Source organism: Gordonia sp. SL306 (assembly GCF_026625785.1).
Taxonomy (GTDB): domain Bacteria; phylum Actinomycetota; class Actinomycetes; order Mycobacteriales; family Mycobacteriaceae; genus Gordonia.
Genome location: NZ_CP113063.1, coordinates 799055 through 820433 on the forward strand (window position 1 = coordinate 799055; position 21379 = coordinate 820433).

General features: G+C 68.0%; 21 protein-coding genes. 5 read left to right on the plus strand and 16 right to left on the minus strand.

What is annotated here, in order from left to right:
* Positions 1 to 26: 26 nt before the first annotated feature.
* Positions 27 to 842 carry a ribosome hibernation-promoting factor, HPF/YfiA family gene (gene hpf, locus OVA31_RS03840; RefSeq protein WP_267629786.1) on the minus strand — a complete coding sequence of 272 codons (816 nt, stop codon included), beginning with the start codon at positions 840 to 842 and terminating at the stop codon, positions 27 to 29.
* 535 nt (positions 843 to 1377) lie between these two features.
* Here hpf and OVA31_RS03845 point away from each other — a divergent pair.
* Entirely contained in the window at positions 1378 to 2073 is a 696-nt protein-coding gene (locus OVA31_RS03845) for a ComF family protein (RefSeq protein WP_267629787.1), read from the plus strand.
* A gap of 52 nt (positions 2074 to 2125) precedes the next feature.
* On the opposite strand, the gene lpqB is transcribed toward OVA31_RS03845, so the two are convergent.
* Genes lpqB through mtrA form a run of 3 tightly spaced genes read right to left on the minus strand, consistent with a single transcriptional unit; the run spans position 2126 to position 6307 of the window.
* On the minus strand, positions 2126 to 3838 hold the full coding sequence (gene lpqB, locus OVA31_RS03850; protein ID WP_267629788.1) for an MtrAB system accessory lipoprotein LpqB: 1713 nt from the start codon (positions 3836 to 3838) through the stop codon (positions 2126 to 2128).
* A gap of 49 nt (positions 3839 to 3887) precedes the next feature.
* Positions 3888 to 5633, minus strand: a complete 1746-nt coding sequence (gene mtrB / locus OVA31_RS03855; RefSeq protein ID WP_420714135.1) for an MtrAB system histidine kinase MtrB — start codon at positions 5631 to 5633, stop codon at positions 3888 to 3890.
* Positions 5630 to 6307, minus strand: coding sequence for an MtrAB system response regulator MtrA (gene mtrA, locus OVA31_RS03860; RefSeq protein ID WP_004023513.1), 678 nt, complete (start codon positions 6305 to 6307; stop codon positions 5630 to 5632). The genes mtrB and mtrA overlap by 4 nt, the downstream gene beginning before the upstream one ends.
* 106 nt (positions 6308 to 6413) lie before the next feature.
* Between mtrA and OVA31_RS03865 the strand changes: the two genes are divergently transcribed.
* Positions 6414 to 7049 (plus strand): dTMP kinase, encoded by a 636-nt coding sequence (locus OVA31_RS03865; RefSeq protein ID WP_267629789.1) that lies wholly within the window; start codon positions 6414 to 6416, stop codon positions 7047 to 7049.
* Between the two features lie 446 nt (positions 7050 to 7495).
* On the plus strand, positions 7496 to 8035 hold the full coding sequence (locus OVA31_RS03870; RefSeq protein ID WP_267629790.1) for a hypothetical protein: 540 nt from the start codon (positions 7496 to 7498) through the stop codon (positions 8033 to 8035).
* A 147-nt stretch (positions 8036 to 8182) separates the two neighbouring features.
* Here the strand turns inward: OVA31_RS03870 and ahcY are convergent, their stop codons facing one another.
* From ahcY to OVA31_RS03930, 12 genes are all read right to left on the minus strand, one after another.
* Entirely contained in the window at positions 8183 to 9649 is a 1467-nt protein-coding gene (gene ahcY, locus OVA31_RS03875; protein ID WP_267629791.1) for an adenosylhomocysteinase, read from the minus strand.
* Between the two features lie 133 nt (positions 9650 to 9782).
* Positions 9783 to 11294 (minus strand): amino acid permease, encoded by a 1512-nt coding sequence (locus tag OVA31_RS03880; RefSeq protein WP_267629792.1) that lies wholly within the window; start codon positions 11292 to 11294, stop codon positions 9783 to 9785.
* A 156-nt stretch (positions 11295 to 11450) separates the two neighbouring features.
* Complete coding sequence (locus tag OVA31_RS03885) at positions 11451 to 12374, minus strand: cation diffusion facilitator family transporter (RefSeq protein WP_267629793.1); 924 nt, start codon at positions 12372 to 12374, stop codon at positions 11451 to 11453.
* Between the two features lie 174 nt (positions 12375 to 12548).
* The gene (locus OVA31_RS03890; protein WP_267629794.1) at positions 12549 to 12851 is read right to left on the minus strand and encodes a WXG100 family type VII secretion target; all 303 of its coding nucleotides are present in this window, start codon (positions 12849 to 12851) and stop codon (positions 12549 to 12551) included.
* 54 nt (positions 12852 to 12905) lie between these two features.
* A complete protein-coding gene (locus OVA31_RS03895; protein WP_267629795.1) occupies positions 12906 to 13238 on the minus strand; it encodes a WXG100 family type VII secretion target in 333 nt (110 codons plus the stop codon).
* 124 nt (positions 13239 to 13362) lie between these two features.
* Entirely contained in the window at positions 13363 to 14184 is an 822-nt protein-coding gene (locus OVA31_RS03900; protein WP_267629796.1) for an ESX secretion-associated protein EspG, read from the minus strand.
* Between the two features lies 1 nt (position 14185).
* The gene (locus tag OVA31_RS03905; RefSeq protein ID WP_267629797.1) at positions 14186 to 15229 is read right to left on the minus strand and encodes a PPE domain-containing protein; all 1044 of its coding nucleotides are present in this window, start codon (positions 15227 to 15229) and stop codon (positions 14186 to 14188) included.
* 58 nt (positions 15230 to 15287) lie between these two features.
* Positions 15288 to 15602: a PE family protein gene (locus OVA31_RS03910; RefSeq protein WP_267629798.1), complete on the minus strand. Its 315-nt coding sequence runs from the start codon at positions 15600 to 15602 to the stop codon at positions 15288 to 15290.
* A 67-nt stretch (positions 15603 to 15669) separates the two neighbouring features.
* Positions 15670 to 16977: a hypothetical protein gene (locus OVA31_RS03915; RefSeq protein WP_267631396.1), complete on the minus strand. Its 1308-nt coding sequence runs from the start codon at positions 16975 to 16977 to the stop codon at positions 15670 to 15672.
* A 53-nt stretch (positions 16978 to 17030) separates the two neighbouring features.
* Positions 17031 to 17339 carry a type VII secretion target gene (locus tag OVA31_RS03920; RefSeq protein WP_267629799.1) on the minus strand — a complete coding sequence of 103 codons (309 nt, stop codon included), beginning with the start codon at positions 17337 to 17339 and terminating at the stop codon, positions 17031 to 17033.
* 109 nt (positions 17340 to 17448) lie between these two features.
* Complete coding sequence (locus OVA31_RS03925) at positions 17449 to 17775, minus strand: YbaB/EbfC family nucleoid-associated protein (protein WP_267629800.1); 327 nt, start codon at positions 17773 to 17775, stop codon at positions 17449 to 17451.
* Between the two features lie 10 nt (positions 17776 to 17785).
* Complete coding sequence (locus OVA31_RS03930; protein WP_267629801.1) at positions 17786 to 18145, minus strand: hypothetical protein; 360 nt, start codon at positions 18143 to 18145, stop codon at positions 17786 to 17788.
* A gap of 367 nt (positions 18146 to 18512) precedes the next feature.
* Between OVA31_RS03930 and OVA31_RS03935 the strand changes: the two genes are divergently transcribed.
* A complete protein-coding gene (locus tag OVA31_RS03935; RefSeq protein WP_267629802.1) occupies positions 18513 to 19733 on the plus strand; it encodes a CaiB/BaiF CoA transferase family protein in 1221 nt (406 codons plus the stop codon).
* A gap of 162 nt (positions 19734 to 19895) precedes the next feature.
* Complete coding sequence (locus OVA31_RS03940; protein ID WP_267629803.1) at positions 19896 to 21371, plus strand: MinD/ParA family ATP-binding protein; 1476 nt, start codon at positions 19896 to 19898, stop codon at positions 21369 to 21371.
* Positions 21372 to 21379 lie beyond the last annotated feature (8 nt).

Below are 21379 nucleotides of genomic sequence, written 5' to 3' on the forward strand. Positions count from 1 at the left end.
GGGGCCCATGCCCTCGGGTGTCGGGCTCAGGCCAGACGGATCAATCCGTAGTCGAAGGCGTGGCGCCGATAGACCACCGACGGCTTGTCGCTCTCCTTGTCGTGGAACAGGAAGAAATCGTGACCGACGAGTTCCATCTCGTAGAGGGCGTCGTCGACCGACATCGGGATCGCCTCGTGTTCCTTGACGCGCACCACCTGGCCCGGGTCGTGATACTCCACGCCGTCGTCCCAGGAGTCCGCAGCGTCGCCGGATTCGGCGTCGGGTTGCACACTGAGCTGGTTGTCGCGCAGCAGCGGCGCACCGACCTCGGTGGCCTCGGCGACCGAGAGCGGTCGCCGGTTGCCATAGGAGACACGACGACGGTCCTTCACCCGCCGCAGGCGCGACTCGAGCTTGTCGAGTGCGCCCTCGAGCGCGGCGTAGAAGTTCTCGCCGCACGCCTGCGCGCGGGCCTTGGGGCCCTTTCCGATAGCCGTGATCTCGACTTGTTGACACACCTTGGACTGCCTGCGGTTGCGTTCGTGATTCAACTCGACGTCGAAACGGAAGATGGAGGGGTCGAACCGCTCGAGTCGGGCGAGTTTGTCGCCGACATAGACACGGTAATGATCGGGGATGTCGACGTTGCGGCCGCTGATGGCGACCTTGGCATTGGGTTCGGCAGGTTCGTCGGCATCGACGGTGCCGGGTGGTCGGACGAAGGCGAAACTGGGATCGAATGCCTGGTCGTCGAGGGATGAGGAATCGGGCGAGGCGTCGTTTTCGGAGTCGTTCTCGGGCGGCCGGGCGTCACCGATCTTCGATTCGCGATGGCCTTTGCGGTGGATGACTGTTGACATATACAACTTCCTCCTCTTGATGGTTCCCGGCCGACCACGCGGAAGCTCATCGACGCCAACCCGATCTCGACCACCCGTGGTAGTGGCGGCAAGGTGCCGCTGGTGGGACCGTCACGCCCGTCGACCGCCAGTTCTCGAGCGTGCCTGCGGGATGGCCGCGGCGTCCCGGGGCGCAAGAACTGTCTGGGCCGACAGCGCGCACGTCGAATCTGTTGTCGCGCTGAGACTTTGTAGTCGGATAGGAATCGTGGCCATGCCAGCCGACGGCTGGCACTCAGGAGCAGGGGCCTCACCTCCTCGCGAAAAGCGGCGGCTACCTTTTGTGCCTTCGACCGTAGCCCGAAGTTCGCCTACTGGCCACGTTTCGACGCAACATGAGCGATGTCCGTCGAGGTCGGGCCGGAAGTCCCCCTCGGCGTGTGCGGCATGTCGGTGGCCCCGGAACCATTGTGCACAGACGCGGGGGTGTCCACAGGAGGCCAGACCAGGCCGCCGGTGGCGCGTTCGACGGCCATGTCCGTGGCACCCTCGAGCGGTGTCCGTTCGCCGCCGCAGCCCAACCGCGGTGACCGTCGCCGAGATCGTCAGGTCCGGCTCCGATCTCGTCGTCCCCGTGGAATGCGGAGGCTGCTCGGCTCCCGGTGTCCGATGGTGTTCCGACTGTGCCACCGCACTCACCGACGACCCGATCGCGCTGAGCCCGCGCGTGGACGTTGGCGTGGACACGTGGGCGCTGGGTCGCTACCGCGGCCCCTATCGTGCGGCGCTGATCGCGATGAAGGAACAGGGCAGGCGTGATCTCACGGTGCCGGTGGGCACCGCGTTGGCACGCGGTATCGCGACTCTCGCGCGCTGGGGCGAGTTCCCGGATGCCCGCGACCTCACCCTGGTCCCGGCGCCCACACGGCGTTCCTCGGCACGACGTCGCGGTGGCGACCCGGTCACGGCGTTGGCACGTGTGGCGGCGACACGGCTCGGCGCCCGTGTACGCGTCTCGGAGCTTCTCGTCACCACGGCGCGGGCACGCGATTCGGCCGGGCTCGACGCCCGCCGCCGAGTCCGCAACCTGTCCGGTTCGATCACGCTGCGGAGGACGCGGACCGCACCGCGCGGCACGATCCTGCTCGTCGACGATGTTCTCACCACGGGTGCGACGGCATCGGAATCGGTACGCGTCCTGGCACGCCACGGTTGGGCATTGCACGCGGTGATCGTCGTGGCAGGCGCCTGACGCACTCGGCGGCCACGCCACACCACCACGCCCGGCCCGATCGGCGCCGCGATCAGGGCAGGACCGGGATGACGTCGCGCGCCATGGCCGGCTCGACCTCCGTCCAGTACTGGTCGGGCTGACCGTTCGCGCTGCCGAACCGCAGCACCCCGCGGGTGTCGCCGGCGTAGACCGTCGATTGATCGGCAACGACCGCTCGCACCGGAGGCGAGAGATTGCCGCTGAGCAGGCCGACCGCGGGCGTGCCGTTGATCGAGAGCTGCACGACCGGCGACTCCACCGCATCGCGGGCGACCATCAGTGTCGTCGGCGACGCCCAGTCCAGCGAGACCGCGCGATTTCCGACGTTGTAGGCCGCGATCCGCGGACTGGTCAGTGAGACCGCCCCCTCGGCGTTTGTCGAGACCACCGCGAACACGACCTGCCCGCCGACGAGCAGCGCCGCACGAACACCGTCGGGCGACACCTGCAGTTCGGTGATCGGCCCGCGCGCGACCGTGGCGATCGATGTCGCGTCCACGGTGGTCAGCCGGTCGCTGTCGCCGGACTCCTCACGCACCCACTGGACCGGACGACCGTCGATCACCGCCCAGATCGTGTTCTCGTCTGGTCCGAAGGACGGACGGGTGATCGAGTTCCCGGACACCACCGTGCCCATCGCCCCGCCGTACGGACCGATGGCCAAGTCGAGCTGTGGACCTGCGCCGCTGTGGGCCAGCGCGGCGGCGACCCGCTGCCCGTCCGCCGAGATGGTCGCCGATCGGACCGCCTGCCCGGTCCCCAACGGACCTCCCACCGGAACGGTGCCGGTGTCGGTGACCTTGAGCAGGGCGCCGGAGCGGATGATGTTGAGTCCGACGTCGGTGGACGGCACCGCGGTCGGATCAAAGGCCTGCACGTCGGCGGTCTGCCATCCCGAGGCACGCTCCGGGATCAGCGGGCCGCCGTCGGCGTTGATCACGTACGGGCCACCGATGTCGGCGCCGTCGAGCGTCCAGATGATCTGGGCGGCAAGGACTGTCCGATCGCGAACGGATGCCGAACCGATGCCGGTGAGCTCGACGCGAACCCCGCCACCGGACAACGGTGAGACCGGCCCGCGCAACGCGGAACCGTTCGGGAACCCGCTGTCGACGGAGCCGTCGAGGTCGGCGGCCTGCCCCGCGATGAGGTGATTGATCAGTTCGGTCGGCTCCGACGCCTTGCCGCCGTAGAGCCAGCGCGGGTCCGCCACCAGCCTCCCGAGGCTCCGATCGGTGAAGTAGAGGCTCACCGAGCGGTAGGTGGCATCGAACTGACTGCGATCGATCATCGTGCCGTTCGGCAGCGGGCCGTCGATCCGCCACTGATCGCCGGATCGTACGAGCGTCAGTGCGGTCTCCACCCGGCCGGTCGCGGGCAGCAGCTGGCCGTTGGACTTGAGCGTCCCGACGTTGTCGCCGATCAGACGAAGTCGTACCGCGTCCTCGTTGCGCTGGTCGACGAAGACGTTGACCTCGTCGACGACCAGCATGTCGCCCCGGTCGTCCCACTGCTCGGAGGCGGCCGGGGTCAAGAACTTCCGGGCAGCGCGATGACCTTCTTCGGGATCGGCGGTCGCCTTGAGGTACGCGCGTACCAGTGATTCCGGATCCATGTCCGCCTGCGGGACCGGGACCGCATTGGTCGGCCCCTCGCGCTGGAACGCGGTGATCGGTTGCGGCGACGAACTGTTCGGGATCGAGCCGCAGGCGCTCAGGATGCACGTCGTCAGCAGTGCGACCACCAGCGGCCACCGTCGACAACGCCGCGACCTTCGTAAGACGGAGTTCAGATCAGGACGTGGCACCGCCACCTCCCCCGGAATCGTGCTCGGCGGGCGGCGACGACGGGTTGTCGTACTCCACTTCGGCTTCGTTGCGGACCGCAGTGCTCTTCGGTGCGCTTCGGGTGAGCGCCGCCGACCTGCCCGCGCCTCCGACCGGTTTGAGCGGCAACGGACTGCCGAGCAGCTTGTGCCCACGCACCAGCGGAAGGGTCAGGCGGAAGCTGGCGCCGTTGCCGGGCTCACCCCAGGCCTCGAGGCGTCCCTGGTGCAACCGGGCGTCCTCGATGCTGATCGCCAGTCCCAGACCGGTGCCGCCCGAGCGTCGGAAGCGCGACGGATCGGATCGCCAGAATCGGTTGAACACGAGCTTCTCTTCACCCGGGCGGAGGCCGATCCCGTGATCGCGCACGGTGACCGCGACCGCGTCGCCGTCCGACCGCATGGTCAGCGTGACCGGGTTGCGCTCGCCGTGGTCGATCGCGTTCGCCAGCAGGTTGCGCAAGATCCTCTCCACGCGCCGCGGGTCGATCTCGGCGATCACCGGCTCGGCAGGCAGATCGAGGACGAGCTCGGTGCCGGTCTCCTCGGCGAGATGGCTGACGGTGGCGAGGGCACCGTCGATCGGAATCGCCATGTCCATCCGTTCGGCAGCCAGCTCGGCCATGCCTGCATCGTGTCGGGAGATCTCCAGGAGCTCGTTCAGCAACGTCTCGAAGCGATCGAGCTCTTTGTCGAGCAGTTCGACCGAGCGTTTGCGCACCGGGTCCAGTTCGTCGCGACCCTCGTACAGCACGTCCGAGGCCATCCGGACCGTCGTGAGCGGCGTCCGCAGCTCGTGACTCACGTCGGAGGTGAACTGCCGCTGCAGTCCGCCGAACTCCTCGAGATGCGTGATCTGTTTGGACAGACTCTCGGCCATGTCGTTGAACGACATGGCGAGTCGTGCCATGTCGTCCTCACCCCGCACCGGCATTCGTTCCTTGAGCCGGCCGTCGGCGAAGCGCACCGCGATCCGCGACGCGGACCGCACGGGCTGCACCACCTGCCGCGAGACCAGCCAGGCGATGGCGGCCAGCAGCCCGAGCAGGACCACGCCGCCGGTCAGCAGCGTGCCGCGGACGAGGTCCACCGTGTTCTGCTCGCTGGTGAGCGGGAACACGAGGTACAGCTCCAGGCCGGGTACGGACGCATTGGTCGGCGTGCCCACGACGAGGGCGGGCTCGGTGCCGCCCGACGACGTCGGGATCGAGGTGTACTGATAGGCGACCTGGCCGCCCTGGACCATGTCACGCAGGTTGTCCGGGATCTCCGTGGCCGGTCCGACCCCGCTGTCGCCGCCGTCGTCGTCGGTGCCGGGCACCAGCAGCACGGTGTCGAAAGTACCGACGCTGCCGGAGCTGTCGGTGGCGTCCACATCGCGGTCGGTGAGCAGGGACCTGGTCTGCCGGAGCCGGTTCTGGACCGAGGTGTTGCCGTTGCTGCCGCCGAGGTCCCGTTCGACCGAGACGCGCGCCCGTTCCACCTCCTCGGTGGCCGCGGTCAGCTTGACGTCCAGCAGGCGATCGGTGATCTGGCTGATCAACACGAAGACGAGGATCAGGATCACGACAAAAGACAGCACCAACGTCGACACCACCACGCGGAGCTGCAGTGATCGTCGCCAGATTCTGCCGAAGGCTCGACCGGCACTGCTCGCGATGCGGGTGATGCGCCCGAAGGTGCTGTTGACGCGGCGGCGGGGCCTCCCGATCACGGCGGGCCGGCCTTGTAGCCGACCCCCCTCACCGTCAGGACCACTTCGGGATTCTCCGGGTCGGTCTCGACCTTCGCTCGCAGACGCTGGACATGCACGTTGACGAGTCTAGTGTCCGCCGGGTGGCGATAACCCCACACCTGTTCCAGCAGCACGTCACGGGTGAAGACCTGCCGTGGCTTGCGGGCCAGGGCGACCAGCAGATCGAACTCCAGCGGGGTCAACGAGATGGGCACCCCGTCGCGGGTGACCTTGTGCGCGGGCACGTCGATCTCCACCGGACCGATCGACAGCAGCTCGGCGGGCTCCTCGTCGGTGCGACGCAGGCGTGCCCGGACCCGGGCGACGAGCTCCTTCGGCTTGAACGGCTTGACCATGTAGTCGTCGGCGCCCGACTCCAGGCCGAGGACCACATCGACGGTGTCGGATTTCGCCGTGAGCATCACGATGGGCACCCCGGAATCGGCGCGCAGCACGCGGCACACGTCGATGCCGTTCATGCCAGGGAGCATGAGGTCGAGGAGGACGAGGTCCGGCCGGATCTCACGCACCGCGGTCAGCGCCTGCGTCCCGTCGCCGACCACGAACGGTTCGAAACCTTCACCCCGAAGCACGATGGTCAGCATCTCGGCGAGAGCGGCGTCGTCGTCGACGACGAGGATGCGAGGCTTCATGTTCACAATGGTGACACTTTCGTGACCCAACCGCGGAGATGACGCGCCGAACCCGCCGCGACGTCCTGGCGGGAGACCGCGGCGCCCGGTCGATACCATCGCCATCGTGGGCCAACTGATTGCGGTCGAGGGACTCGACGGCGCGGGCAAGAACACACTGGTGACCGCGCTGGTCGACCGGTGGCGCGACAACGGATTGCGCGTCGCGACGTTGACGTTTCCCCGATACGGTGCGTCCGTCACCGCCGATCTGGCCGCCGAGGCCTTGCACGGACGCCACGGTGATCTACGCGACAGCGTCTATGCCATGGCCCTGATGTTCGCGCTCGACCGCGCGGGCGCCGCCGACGAGATCCGGAGGGCCGTCGGCGAGCACGACATCGTGGTGCTCGACCGGTACGTGGCATCGAACGCCGCCTACAACGCGGCTCGACTCGATCAGGACGCCGACGGGGAGATGGTCGGCTGGGTGACCGATCTCGAGTTCGGTCGTTTCGGGCTCCCGGTACCCGATCGCCATGTACTGCTCGGGGTGCCGCCCGAGGTCGCGATGGATCGCGCGGCCCATCGGGCGGCCACCGATTCCACTCGGCCGCAAGATCTCTACGAACGCGACCGCGACCTGCAGGTCCGCGTCGATTCGGTGTACCGGCAACTGGCGCATGCGCAATGGATGTCACCCTGGGTGGCGACGACCGACGGTGACGTCGAGGAGCTCGCCCGCCGTCTGTCGGCCGAATGAGGATCCGTGCCGATCACCGGGGTTTTCGCTAGCCTGAAATGACCCCGCCCGTATGGAGGACGCCGTATTAAGGACGCCGCATGACCCACCAGCCAGCGCAAGGCGGAGGGGCTCACCAAGGTCCCGACCCGGGGGCGAACCGTCCACCGTGGCCCGAGGTCGGCGCGGCTGAGCAGAACGGTTCGGCCACCGGCGATCCCCATGCACCCAGGCACGGACAGCCTCCGCCCGGTACGTTGCAACCGGGCCCGTACATGCCACCCCCGCAGCCGCCGTCAGGGATGCCCACCGGCGGCCACCCGATGCACGCGGCCGTTCCCGGTCCCCCGGCGGGAGTGCCCCTTCCACCGCCATCCGGCCCGTCCGGATATCCACAGTTCACCCCTGGCGGCTTTCCGCTCGGCGGATATCCACCGGGCCCTTATGCACCCGGACCGATGCCGGGGATGCCGCTCCCACCACGACGTCGACAGCACACCGGCGCGATCATCGCGACGGCCGTCGTGGGCATGCTCGTGGTGGTCGCCGCGGCCGCGTTGTTCGTCACCGCCGCAGTCCGTTCCGTCGACTCGAACGACAGCGACGTCGCCGTCAACACACCACCGACAGCGACCGACGGCCAGCCGAGAACGGGCTCGCCGGGCTCCGGCGGGACCGCCGCGAACCAGGCCGAGATCACCGCCATCCGGTCGGCGATGCAGAACTTTGTCGACGCGGTCAACTCACGCGACGTCGGACGGATTCAGGCGTCGGTGTGCAGCGTGGTCCGCCCGCAGGTCACGCGCCCCCTCGACCTCACCGGCAACGTCGTCCTCGACGAGTTGTCCGCAGTCACCGTGACCGGCGACTCCGCCGAGTCGACGGTGAGCACCCATCTCGAACTCGGTAACCAGCGGTCGACACCCAAGCAGAATGCCGAGAGCTTCACCCGCGAGAACGGCACCTGGTTCGTGTGCCCGGGCGCCGAACCCGACATCGGGACGTAGCCTCCTCCGCCGAGAGCAACCGATTTCGCGCCGACGGCAACATGTTTCGCGCCGAGGGCAACGCGTTTCGCGCCGAGGGCAACCGCAGATACGCCGACAGCACCCGGGTTCCGAAGGGAACCTGGGTGCTGTCGGGTGTGTGTGCTGTCAGTAGCGGTAGTGCTCAGGCTTGTACGGCCCCTCGACATCGACGTTGATGTACTCGGCCTGTTCCTTCGTCAACTTGGTGAGAGTGCCACCGAGCGCCTCGACATGGATGCGCGCGACCTTCTCGTCCAGATGCTTGGGCAGCCGGTAGACCTCGTTGTCGTACTCGTCCTTCTTCGTCCACAGTTCGATCTGGGCGATCACCTGATTCGAGAAGCTGTTGCTCATCACGAACGACGGATGCCCGGTTGCGTTGCCCAGGTTCAGCAGTCGCCCCTCGGACAGCACGATGATCGACTTGCCGTTCTCGAAGATCCACTGATCGACCTGCGGCTTGACGATGATCCGCTTGGCTCCGGAGCCTTCCAGCCCGGCCATGTCGATCTCGTTGTCGAAGTGGCCGATGTTGCCGAGGATCGCCTGGTTCTTCATCGCCCGCATGTGCTCGAGAGTGATGATGCCGAGGTTGCCGGTGGACGTGATGACGATGTCCGCGTTGCCGATCGCCTCCTCGACGGTGACCACGTCGAATCCGTCCATCAGCGCCTGCAGCGCGTTGATCGGGTCGATCTCGGTGACCTGGACCCGGGCACCCTGTCCGGCCAGCGACTCCGCGCAGCCCTTGCCGACGTCGCCGTATCCACAGATGAGGACCTTCTTGCCACCGATGAGAACGTCGGTGCCGCGGTTGATCCCGTCGATCAGGGAGTGCCGGGTGCCGTACTTGTTGTCGAACTTCGACTTGGTGACCGAATCGTTGACGTTGATGGCCGGGAAGGTGAGCTCACCGGCCGCCGCGAACTGGTACAGCCGCAGGACACCGGTGGTGGTCTCCTCGGTGACGCCCTGGACCGAATCGGCGATGGTCGACCACTTGGTCTTGTCGGCCTCGAAGCTCGCGCGCAGCAGCTCCAGGAAGACCTTGTACTCGGCCGAATGATCGTCATCGGCGGGCGGCACGAGGCCGGCCTTCTCGAACTCAGCGCCGCGCAGCACGAGCATGGTGGCGTCGCCGCCGTCGTCGAGGATCATGTTCGCCGGCTGATCGGGCCAGGTGAGCATCTGCTCGGCTGCCCACCAGTACTCCTCGAGGGTCTCGCCCTTCCACGCGAAGACCGGCACGCCCTTCGGCTCGTCCGGTGTGCCGTGGGGCCCGACGACGATCGCGGCCGCCGCGTGATCCTGCGTCGAGAAGATGTTGCAGGACGCCCAGCGCACCTCTGCGCCGAGGGCGACCAGTGTCTCGATGAGCACGGCGGTCTGGACCGTCATGTGCAGCGAGCCCGAGATGCGGGCGCCCTTGAGCGGCAGCACGTCTGCATTCTCACGTCGCAGCGACATCAGGCCCGGCATCTCGTGTTCGGCGAGCTCGATCTCCTTGCGGCCGAAGTCCGCGAGGGACAGGTCGGCCACCTTGAAGTCGATCCCGTTGCGGCTGTCGGCGTGCAATGCCTGCGCAGTCGTCATGTGATCCCCTTGTCGTTCGCTGTCGGGCACTGCTCGTGCAGTGCGGAAGGCGTTCGACTCAGGCTATCGGACCCGGTCCGGCGGGCTGCCACCCTACCGCCGTGACCGGTCGGACGAGGAGTGTCGGGGGTCGCTATCGCCCTTCTTCCGATCCCACCGGATCGGCGATCTCACCGCGCTCCCGTTTGCCGACCATCGAATGGCGCTGGCCGTAGAGGAAGTAGACGGCCACACCGATCACCATCCAGACGACGAACCGGATCCAGGTGAGGGCCGAGAGGTTCAGCATCAGCCACAGACACGCGAGGATCGCCAGTACGGGGATCACCGGACCGCCCGGCACGGTGAAGCCCCGGTCGAGGTCTGGCCGGGTCCGGCGCAGCACCATCACGCCGCCGGCCACCACGATGAAGGCGAACAGAGTACCGACGTTCACCATCTCCTCGAGCTTGTCGATCGGGAAGAACCCAGCGACTACGGCGACCACGACACCGATGAGGATCGTCAGGCGGGCGGGTGTCCCGAACCGAGGATGGGTCTTGGACATCGCACGCGGCAGCAGGCCGTCGCGGCACATCGCGAACAGAATGCGCGACTGACCGAGCATCAGCACCATCACGACCGTCGTCAGGCCCGCGAGCGCTCCGATGGCGATGACCTTCTCCGCCCAGGTCACCCCGTTCAGCGCAAAGGCGTCCGCAAGATTCGCCGCGTCACCGTCCTCGGTGGTGGCGAGCTGCTTGTAGCTGACCATGCCGGTCACCACGATCGTGACGAGAACGTAGAGCACCGTCACGATGGCCAGCGAGCCGAGGATGCCGCGCGGGACATCCTTTCTCGGGTTCTTGGTCTCCTCCGCGGTGGTCGCGACGACGTCGAAACCGATGAATGCGAAGAACACGATCGACGCGGCGGCCAGCACGCCGTACCAGCCGTAGGAACTGTCGCCGCCACCGGTGAGGAGCGAGAACAGGGTGGAGTCCACGGACTTCTCGGTGCCGGCGCCGTGCTCTGCCGGGGGCACGAACGGCGTGTAGTTGTCGGCCTTGACGTAGAAGAAGCCCACGATGATCACCATCAGGACGACGGCTACCTTGATCGCGGTGATGATCGCCGACACCTGCGACGACAACCGGGTCCCGAGGACCAACAACGTCGTCACGATGGCGATGATGGCCATCGCGCCCCAGTCGACGTCGTGTCCCCCGATGTCGACGGTGCCGCCGGCGAACCCGAACACGCTGCCGAGGTAGCTGGACCACCCCTTGGCCACCACCGCGGCGCCGACCGCGAATTCGAGGATGAGATCCCACCCGAGGATCCACGCCAAGAACTCGCCGAACGTCGCGTAGCCGAAGGTGTAGGCCGAACCGGCGACCGGGACCGTCGAGGCGAACTCGGCGTAGCAGAGCGCGGCGAGCGCGCAGGCGATCGCCGCCATCACGAACGACACCGAGATGGCCGGACCGGCTTTGTCGCCGGCGATCGAGGCGGTGATGGTGAAGATGCCTGCACCAATCACCACCGACACACCGAAGACGACCAGGTTCCAGGCGGAGAGATCCTTCCGGAGCCTGTGCTCCGGTTCATCCGTGTCGGCCATCGACTGCTCGATGGACTTCCTGCGGGTGAGCGGATTGGCCATCCGATGGACCTCCCGTTACCCGAGCCGGGACAGGGTCGCTGCCCGACTCGATCGTCGCGAACGTCTGGTGAAGCGATTGCCTACGCTAGCCCACAGTCATGGGACGCGCGGCACGAATGCCGGTTCGCGTGTCACGTGCGGGGGTGGCCGTAGTTCTCAGTTTCCGGCGCCGCGGTCGATGTCAGGTTCGAGATAGATGACCCGCGCCTGCGGCACCGCCGAACGCACCCGGACCTCCGCCGCATCGATCGTGTGCGCGACCGTGACGGCGTCGGCGCCCGCCGGAATGGCGATCTTCGCGGCGACGAGAAGTTCCTCGGGCCCGAGGTATTGGGTCTTCATGTGGATGACTCGGTCGACGCCGTCGGCGGCCAGTGCCGTCAGCAATGCCTGTTCCTCGTCCTCGGTCGCCCCTTCGCCGATCAGCAGGCTTTTCATCTCCACGATCAGGATGATGGCGATGACACCGAGGAGAACACCGATGCCCAGGGTGCCGACGCCGTCCCACACCGCGTCTCCGGTCAGCATCGTGAGTCCGACACCGGCTAGCGCGAGCACCAGGCCGATCAGTGCGCCGGAGTCTTCGAGCAGCACCACCGGCAACTCGGGAGAACGTGAATTCCGAATGAAGCGCCACCAGCTCGCCTTGCCCTTCAACGGCTTTGATTCACGGTAGGCGGTGGTGAAACTGTATCCCTCGAGGCAGATCGCCAACAGCAGGATGATGACCGCCACGAGTGGCGATTCGAGGTCGTGGTCGTGGGCGTGCTGGATCTTGTGGATGCCCTCGTAGATCGCGAACAGCGACCCCAGGCTGAACAACACCAGGGCGACGACGAAGGAGTAGAAGTAGCGGCTGCGCCCATACCCGAAGGGGTGCAGCCGGTCTGCCTTCTTCGCGGCGCGCTGCTGGCCCAGCAGGAGGAGCCCCTGGTTCGACGTGTCCGCGACCGAGTGCACCGCCTCCGCGAGCATCGACGACGACCCGGTGATCAGGAATCCGACGAACTTCGCCAAGGCGATACCGGCATTGGCCAGCAGCGCGGCGATGATCGCCCGCTTGGAGCCCTCGACTGACACGTTGTTCTCCTTGGTCCGCGCGGCCGACCACCCAACTGTCGACGCTCAGACGGCCCGGACGGACTCTACCGACTTGTCGGGCTCGGCGAGAACTGAACCCAGCGAGAAATGAACCCTTCGAGAATGACCAAGGGGCCACCGAGCGCCGGTGGCCCCTTGTACGTGATCCGCCGGTCAGAAGGTGCCCTTGAAGGTGTTGCCGATCGACCTGTCGGTCTCGCCCATGCGCTCCGAGGCGTTCTGCACACCTCGGCCCAGTCCGCTGAGCTGCTCGCGCGCCTGACCGAACAGGGTGTCCCACCGGGCCTGGGCGTCCTGGTAGTGAGCGGCGGCGTCGGGTGATGTCCAGTTGCCCTGCAGCTGGTGGACCTGTCGCTTGAGCTGGCCGGCGAGCTGCTCGAGGGCATTGAACTGCTGGTGGATGTTGCCCGACAGATCACCGAGATTGCCGTGGTCGTAACTGATCGCGCCTGTCATGATGTCTCCTTGAGAATGGTTTGGATGGGTGGCCGACGGTGTGCGCTGCCCGGATCAGATCCGCAGGCCACCGTCGATGCTCGCGGTGATCGCCTGTCCCACACTGTGATCGAGATCCTCGTAGCCGCTGAAGCCGCTGGTCAGATTGTTCTCGATCTCCTGGAGGATGGCCTGCAGTTTGGTCGCCGATCCCTGCCAGTCACTGCTGGTGTTGCCGAATGCGACCTGCGCGGTGCCCTTCCATCCGACCTGGCCGTTCTCGGTGTGGCCCTGGATCGATCGCAGGATTCCCTGCATCTCGTTCACGATCTGGCTGATCGCCTTCGCGGATGCGTGCGCGTCGCCGAGATCGACTTTGACCACACCGTGGCCGCCTGCTTCGGTCATGTTGTGTCTCCTTCTGTGTTACGGCACCGCACGGCGATGCCCCGTTGGTATCCGAATAGAGCGGCCCGCTCGCGGTGCTCCCGGCGCCGGTGACACAGATACCCTGACAATTCCCCCGCCCGGTTCATGGCATCCACCGTCCCTCGGGCAAGGTCTCGATCAGCAGGCCGACGGCCTGACCGATGCGATGCCCACTGCCCGGGGAGAGGGTGGTCCACACCCGCCCGTCCGGAGACTTGCTGGGACTGGCGACGATCCGACCCCGATCGGTGTCGAAAATCGCCAGTGCACCAGAAGATTGAGCGCCGGCACCCCCGGACCAGGAGACCGCGACGATCTCCGATCGGGCGTGACAGCTCATGAGCGCCGATGCCATCGCAATGGCATCGGAACTCGGAGCGCCGAGCGCGTGCAGCGCGTCGGCGGTGTCATTCGAGTTCCGACAGTCGACGAGGCGCGCCGCCAGTTCGTCTGCGGGAGCGCTGAATCCGGCGATGCCGACGCCGTCCGCCTCGCCGAACTCCCGAGCCACGACGGCCCCCAGCTCGGATTCGTGGGACACCGCCAGCTGCCTGAGCTCGATGCGTGATCCCTCACGACGAGCGAGTACATGGTCGTGCCCGTTGCGCGCCACGCACATCCGCCGAATCCCGTCGGCCTGCCCCGGCCTGCCCGTCATGGTCCGGATCTCGAGCTGACGCTCGGGCGCCGACAGCGCTCGCAGTGCGGCGGCGAGCCAACCCGTCGGTTCACCGCCGTCGAGGAGCCCGAGTTCACCTATCGTCCGGTCGGCACCCACGGTGGCGGCCGCATGATCGTCGGAATCCGAGTGGGCAGCCCACAGGTCCAAGATGACGGGCCAGGTCTGTACACCCGCACGTTCGCCGAGTCGCCTGAGGACGTCCACGTCGAGCGCGACCCGCTCCTGGGATGTCACACCGTGCATGTCAGCCTCCCCGATGCTGGTCGAGGGAGAGGGTCTCGGTGAGATATCGCGGGTCGAGTGGTCTCAGTCCGGTATCCGAGACATGGTGCGCAACAGGTTGTTCGGCGACCGCGAGCTCTGCCCATGTGGACGACGACCGCTCGTCGGCCGCCGACGCCGACGGACCATGCGTCTCGTCGGTCTGCTCCGGGCCCATCCGGCCGCGCGCGACGGCACGTTCCGTCGCGGCCGGTGCCGTGTGCGGGGCCATCGGCCCCATCGGGGTGTTCGACGCCGGCGCCGCGGACGGTGAGTTCGTCGCCGGAACGGGCGTGCCAGCACCGGCTCCACCGGCGAGGATCGTCGGCGCATAGCCGGTCTTCTCCGGCGGCGGCGGCGCGACGCCGCCCATCGGTATGCCGCCCATCGAGACAGGCGCCGACACCGTCGGTGGCGCCGGGTGAGCGGCCGCTCGCGCCGCCGCCTGCCGCGCGGCGCGCTCAGCCCCCAGCGGACCCGCGGACACGAGATCAGGAGCAGGCCGGGAGTCGGTCCACGGGCGCGCCACAGATTCGGTGGCGGCCTCGTAGGTCTCCATCACGCGCGCGGCCCGCAATTTCTGGTCGTGCAGCGCACGCTCGGCGTGTGCAGCAGCACCCAGGAGGGCCGGTGCGAGCGCACTGACGACCGTGGCCGCGTGCATCGCCTTCTCGGCGACGTCGACCTCGACGATGTTCGGCATGGTCAGGCGGGCCACCGTCACTGCCGCCGCCTGACCTTCCGCACGCCCGGCATTCCGACCGGCCGCGGCGGCCGTCTCGGCGAACCAGGGTGCGAGTCGCGTCAGCTTCTCGAATGCCGCACTGGTGTGCGGTGATCGCCAGTTCAGCCCGAGCGCGGCCAGGATCGAGCCGTACTCCGTGGCCGCGGACGCCAACTCGGCGGACACCGTGGCCCAGGCGAGGCCGGCATCCGTCAGGGGCCCGGGGCCGGGGCCGTCGCCGAGGTCGAAGGCGAGCTTCTCGGTGGGACGTGCGTCCCAGATGACTCCGGTGAAGCCGGTCAACTCACTCTCCTCTCGTCGATCGGCGGATCGGATGGCCAGATCTGCATCGGCCCTGGCGTCAGGCGTTCGCGCTCCGGATCGCGGATGCGGCGTCGTCGTCGCCCGCCCGGTACCCGGTCGCCTGAGCGCGCAGCACCGCAGCGATCTTGCGGAGTTCCTCGACCCCGCGGGCGGAGTCCGTGGCGAAGGTCTCGGCCACCGCGTTGAAGCTCCTGGCCGAGGTCTCGGACACCTCGTCCCGGCCGGCGGCGTGCACGGTCAGCGCAGGCGCGGACGCTCCCAGTGACTGCTCGAGCCGGTCGGCGAGCCCGTCGAGACGCCCGGCCGCCGAGATGAGTTCTGCCGGGTCCACATCGAGCTGCGCGTCAGTCATCTCGCCGGTCATGTCTCCTCGTTCCGGTCGGTGTGCTGGTCAATGGTCGGGTTGTGGTGCCCGGGACTCACGTCCCGGTGGTCGGACCGCCCGGCGGCGGTCCGAGCCGGAGCTCGATGTCGGGCGACGGCGGGCTCTCCGGCTCCTCCTCGTGCCCGAGGACGGCGGGAACCACGTCGGGTACCTCGCCGACCACCTGTTGTCCGTTGTCCTCGGTCACCAGGTAGTCGGGCACCTGGTGTTGTTCATTGGACGCACCGGCGCCGCGAGCGGTTCCCGCCGCCCCCATCGGCGCCATGGACGCAGGCATCGCGTTGGTCGATGTCACGGTCCCGCGGGTGGCCTGCTGCGGGCTGTAGCCGGCCGGTTCGGTCATCCCGAGGCCGGGGCTGGTGAACGGACGCGGCGCCAGAGGTGCCGCTGCGGCACCGACAGCGCCGATTCCGCCACCGCCGCCTGCATGCCCCTCGCCACCGCCGCCACCGGCGCCCCCACCGCCGGGACCGCCGCCCTTGCCCGCGGCCGGCTCCCCCTTCGCGGACGTGAGCGGGTCGACCTTGGCGCTCGACAACATGCTGCTCACCGGTGACGCGATCATCGACGGCAGCTCGGACGCCGACGACACGGCCGGGGATGCGCCGTCGAGGACCGCGCTGGCGACTGCGAACGGCGACTGCGCCGAGCTCGCGGGTGCGGGTGCGTTGGTGATCGGCACCGGTGCGCCGTTCGTCGTCATCTTCGCGGTGGGTCCCAACAGCTGCGCACGGGTGAGGGCGACTTGCGCAGTCGCCTCGGCGAGCCCCTCGGTGGCGAATCCGACCGCTGCCCCCTGCCCGAACGGCGTCATGATCAGCGGAATGGTCGCGGAGATCTTGCCGATCGTCGCCGCGATGATCGCCTGCACCGCAGCGAGACCCGCCCCGACGATCCCCGCCGCGGCCTGGATGTCGAACGACATCCCGGTGCCCTGCGTCGTCACGTTTGCGGTGTCACCGGTCGCGATCGCCGATTTGCCGACGGCTGCGGTCGACGCGGTCCCGGTCCAGAGTTTGTCGAGCGCCTTGACCGCCCCGGAAGTCATGGACATCGTCGTCTCGAGCACTTTCGACAGGCTCTGGAAGATCGCCGACGGATCGAAATCCCCGGCCCCGAGGTCGCCGGTGCCGAATCCGCCGAGCAGATCGGTCAACGGTTTGATGAGGATGTCGAGGTTGATCGGCGGCAACGACGGCAGTCCCGGGAGCGGAGCCGACGGTGGCGGCATCGCCGGCAACGTGGGCAGGCCGTGACCGGCCAGGACGTCGGCGACCGACTTGTCCAGGATCGGCCCCAGCGGCGACGCGTTGATCATCTCCTGCACCGTCATGTGCGACATGGCAGGTACGTCGGGAATCCCGGCCGGCAACGGGCCGGGAAATGGCGTGCCCGTCACAGGACCGATCGGATCGCGGAACCGGCTGCCGCATCCTCGGATTGGAACTCGGCGAGACCAGCGAAGCTCGCTGCGGCGGTTCCGGCATGGACGGCTGCGAGGTTGCCGACCGACATCAGGTGATTGGCCTGCGCCACGATGAACGACGCCAGGAATTCCTGGCCGATGAGTCCGAACACCGGGACCATCACGGCGGTGTTCGCCGCGGCGTTGATCGACCCGGCGGCGCCGACCGCGGTGGCCATGGCAGCACTCGTGGCACCGAAGGCCTCGACCACCTCCGGCACAACCGTCACATCGCTCATCGCTGTTCCCTCCCGTTCACGTCCATGGACGTTCCGATCATCTCGTTGCTTCCTCGATCAGACGCATCCGCGACCGATCTGGTTCCCCACCACGTGCCATCGGCACGGGTCATCCGCTCCCCGGTCGGGAGTCGAGCAGTTCCGCGAACGATTCGTTGAACTCCTCGGTGATCAGCGCGCGCTTCGCGAAAGCGCGCTGTGCCGCAAGTGCGGCGGTCCCGACGATCAGTTCACCCAGGCGCGCCCCGCCGACCTCGTTGGCTCCCGGCGCCAGCCACAGACCGGTCAGGGCGCCGACGCCGTCGACCTCGACGGTCACCAGATCGTCGGCCGACGTCTCCCGCACGCTGATCGCCGCGAACTTCTCGTTCAGCTCGTACATGCTGTTCAACTGCGCGTTGGCCCGGGCCTCGAGCTCGTCCATCGCCCAACTCATGTCGCTCCCCTCAGACCGATCGCAGCCAAGAGGCCGGCGCATCGTGGTCACGGTCGTCGAGCTGTTCGGCTCGAGCGAGGTCGTCGGGCCTGGGCAGTTTCATCGCGTCCACGACGTCACGGGCGACCCCGGAGGCGACGAGCTGCTCGCGCAGGCGGATGCCGGCGGCCATCGCCGATTGCTGACAGAGCCGGAGAATCTCGCCGGCGAGGACCGCAGGCTCCTTCGACAGGGCCGAGTTGTCGATCCGCACCGACACCGGCAGTCCCTGCGGCGTGGTGACCACCGAGACAGTGCCGGAGCGCGAGCGTGCCGACGACAGCGCGTGCGCCGCATCGACATCGTTCCCGTCCGCCGATCGTCCCGTCATGGACGCCCCCGCGTGAGCGGACCCGGCGCCGCCATCAAAAGATCTCATGGCGATGTACCCCCCTTCATGACACTTGGACGCGACCCGGCCTCGATCGGTTCCCCGAGCCGACGAACTTTTCCGGATCCCCCGATCGACCGCGCACACGCCATGTGGGTGTCTGCACCACGACGACCGGAGCGCACAGATGTGTTCCGGTCGTCGTCGGACGATCCTGCCATAGCAGTCGCCGACCATCCACACAACATCCGGGTTTCCCTCTGTTCGAACGACCGTGGGGCGCCGGGTTTTGCCAGGCGCGCCATCCGACGGGGATCAACCGTCCCCCGCACGCCCTCCTCGCATCGCGATCGGCGATGCTGTCAGGGTGACGAACACCGACGTTCCTCCCCTGGGTGCACTCGACGGTCTCCGCGTCCTCGAACTGGGCACTCTCATCGCGGGCCCGTTTGCCGGACGCCTCCTCGGCGACATGGGCGCCGAGGTGATCAAGATCGAGGCCCCGGGCTCCCCCGATCCGATCCGGACCTGGGGACAGGCCGAGCAGGACGGCGAGCGGGTCTATTGGACGGTCCACGCGCGCAACAAGAAAGTCATCACCCTCGACCTCAGGGCGGCAGCGGGCCGCGAGGTCTTCCTCGACCTCATCGACCATGCCGACATCGTGGTGGAGAACTTCCGCCCCGGCACCCTCGAGCGATGGGACCTCGGCTACGACGTGCTCTCAGACCGCAACCCCGGGATCATCCTGGTCCGGGTGTCCGGGTACGGACAGACCGGACCGGCGGCGAGCCGAGCCGGGTACGCATCGGTCGCGGAGGCCGAGAGCGGTCTGCGCTACCTGAACGGTTACCCGGGCGAGGCCCCGCCACGGCTGGCCTTGTCGCTCGGCGACACGCTCGCAGGCATGTTCGCCGCGCAGGGTGCGCTGGCCGCCGTCTACCGGCGGACGGTGACCGGCAGAGGGCAGGTCGTGGACACCGCTCTCACCGAGGCCTGTCTCGCCGTGCAGGAGTCGACGATCGCCGACTACGACCTCGCAGGCGTCGTTCGAGGCCCGTCCGGGACTCGTCTCGACGGCATCGCACCGTCCAACCTCTATCAGGCCGCCGACGGGCTGCGCGTCGTGATCGCGGCGAATCAGGACACCGTCTTCCGCAGGCTCTGCGACGCCATGGGCCGGACCGACCTCGCGACGGATCCGCGATTCGCCGACCACCGGGCTCGCGGAGTCAACCAGGACGAACTCGACGCGATCATCGCCGACTGGGCCGGCGCGCACACCAGCGCCGAGCTGATCGAGATCCTCGGAACGGCGGGTGTCGTCGTCGGCCCCGTGAACACGATCGCCGAGGTGGTGCGTGACCCACAGATGCTGGCCCGCGACATGCTGGTGCCGCATCACGACGAGCGTCTGGGACGTGACGTGCTGGGCCCCGGCATCGTGCCGAGACTCTCCGAGAGTCCCGGTCGAGTGCGTTCTGCCGGTCCGCCGAGGCCGGGCGCGCACAACGACGAGATCTATCGCGGACTCCTCGGTCTCGATGACGACGCGATGTCCGAACTCACCGAGCACGGAGTCATCTGAACGGTTGCGTCTGAGCGGTTGTGATCGCAACGCACCGACGAATGTGGCTGGTCAGGGCCCCGTCACGGGTCCCCGGGAGTTCGGTGGCGAATTCGATCTTCGGTAGACTCCTGCAACGATGGCGTGCACTCCATCAAACGATCTACAGGGGGACCATTCCGCATGACGTACGACGACTCCGGGAGTGTGGACAATTCCGGCGTGCCGGCGCCCCCGCCGTGGCTCCAGTTCGCCGAACCCGAGCCACCCGCGGCGCCCGGACCCGCACCTCACGAACAGTCGGCGTATCCGTCTCCGGCGGAGCCGATCCGCCGGGAAGTGCCCGCAGGCCCGACACAAGCGGATCATCGGGATCCGCGGTCCGGTCATCAGGCGGCCGCCGATCCCGGTGTCGGACAACCGGAGCAGTCCACCGGGCGCGCGACCCTCGAGGGCGGCTCACCACAAGCCGACGGTGCCGGACAGCAGCGACCGGCCGGTGGGATGCCGACACCCGGGCTGCCACCCCGGGGCGTGCCGCCGCAGCAGGCCGCGCAGTACCCGCCGCCGGCACCCCCTCAGCAGAACCATCCACCGCAGATGCCCCCGGGCGGGCCCGGCCCCGTGCCCGCACCCCCGTTCGGACCGGGCGCGCCGTACGGCGGCCCGTTCGGCGGTCCGCCGATGGGTGCTCCCGGATACGGCGACCCGCAGGCCGGCCCCGGACTCGACGAGGTCGCCCTGATCCGCAAGGCCCGCCGGGCGCCGAGCCGCGGGTGGCGCCGTGCCGTGCACACGATGTCGGCAGGCGCGATCAACCCCGGCGAGTCACCTGCGGACATCGAATACAAACACCTTCTCGACCGGGTCAATCGGCCCGTTCGCGGTGACTATCGGATCGCCGTGCTGTCGCTCAAGGGAGGCGTCGGCAAGACCACCACCACGGTGGGATTGGGTTCGACGTTCGCGTCGTTGCGTGGCGACCGTGTCATCGCCGTCGACGCCAACCCCGACCTCGGGACGCTGGCCCAGCGGATCCCGCAGCAGACCCGCTCCACGGTCCGCGATCTGCTCGCAGACCCCAACGTCTACCGGTACTCCGACGTCCGCGCACACACGTCCCAGTCGCCGAGTCGCCTGGAAGTCCTTGCTTCCGAACGTGATCCGGCGATGGCGGAAGCGTTCAGCGATGAGGAGTATCGCGGCGTCATGCGAATCCTCCAGCGCTTCTACAACATCATCATCACCGATTGCGGCACCGGCCTGAGCCATTCGGCGATGAACGGTGTGCTGGACATGGCCAACTCGATCATCCTGGTCAGTTCACCGGCGATGGACGGCGCGCGCAGCGCGGGCGCCACCCTCGACTGGCTCGAGGCGCACGGCTACGGCCACCTGGCCTCACGCGCCGTCGTGGTGCTGAGTTCGTCGCGCCCGGGCGCATCCACGATCGACACCGACCAACTGGGTCAGCACTTCCTGACCCGGTGCCGCGCTGTGCATCAGGTCCCGTTCGACGACCATCTGTCCGAGGGCGCCGACGTGGACCTCGATCTGGTGAGCAAACAGACGCGACGCGCCTTCGCAGAACTGGCGGCCACCATCGCCGACGACTTCGCATCGGTGTCGTCGGAGCGCGACGAGCCCTTCTACCCGTAGGACCCCCG

What these genes read in the sequence shown, in the direction of transcription:
- hpf (WP_267629786.1), bottom strand. Translation starts at nt 842, where the DNA reads ATGTCAACAGTCATCCACCGCAAAGGCCATCGCGAATCGAAGATCGGT.
- mtrA (WP_004023513.1), bottom strand. Translation starts at nt 6,307, where the DNA reads ATGAAGCCTCGCATCCTCGTCGTCGACGACGACGCCGCTCTCGCCGAG.
- OVA31_RS03870 (WP_267629790.1), top strand. Translation starts at nt 7,496, where the DNA reads ATGCCGCTCCCACCACGACGTCGACAGCACACCGGCGCGATCATCGCG.
- ahcY (WP_267629791.1), bottom strand. Translation starts at nt 9,649, where the DNA reads ATGACGACTGCGCAGGCATTGCACGCCGACAGCCGCAACGGGATCGAC.
- OVA31_RS03880 (WP_267629792.1), bottom strand. Translation starts at nt 11,294, where the DNA reads ATGGCCAATCCGCTCACCCGCAGGAAGTCCATCGAGCAGTCGATGGCC.
- OVA31_RS03890 (WP_267629794.1), bottom strand. Translation starts at nt 12,851, where the DNA reads ATGACAGGCGCGATCAGTTACGACCACGGCAATCTCGGTGATCTGTCG.
- OVA31_RS03895 (WP_267629795.1), bottom strand. Translation starts at nt 13,238, where the DNA reads ATGACCGAAGCAGGCGGCCACGGTGTGGTCAAAGTCGATCTCGGCGAC.
- OVA31_RS03900 (WP_267629796.1), bottom strand. Translation starts at nt 14,184, where the DNA reads ATGCACGGTGTGACATCCCAGGAGCGGGTCGCGCTCGACGTGGACGTC.
- OVA31_RS03910 (WP_267629798.1), bottom strand. Translation starts at nt 15,602, where the DNA reads ATGACTGACGCGCAGCTCGATGTGGACCCGGCAGAACTCATCTCGGCG.
- OVA31_RS03915 (WP_267631396.1), bottom strand. Translation starts at nt 16,977, where the DNA reads ATGTCGCACATGACGGTGCAGGAGATGATCAACGCGTCGCCGCTGGGG.
- OVA31_RS03920 (WP_267629799.1), bottom strand. Translation starts at nt 17,339, where the DNA reads ATGAGCGATGTGACGGTTGTGCCGGAGGTGGTCGAGGCCTTCGGTGCC.
- OVA31_RS03925 (WP_267629800.1), bottom strand. Translation starts at nt 17,775, where the DNA reads ATGAGTTGGGCGATGGACGAGCTCGAGGCCCGGGCCAACGCGCAGTTG.
- OVA31_RS03930 (WP_267629801.1), bottom strand. Translation starts at nt 18,145, where the DNA reads ATGACGGGACGATCGGCGGACGGGAACGATGTCGATGCGGCGCACGCG.
- OVA31_RS03940 (WP_267629803.1), top strand. Translation starts at nt 19,896, where the DNA reads ATGACGTACGACGACTCCGGGAGTGTGGACAATTCCGGCGTGCCGGCG.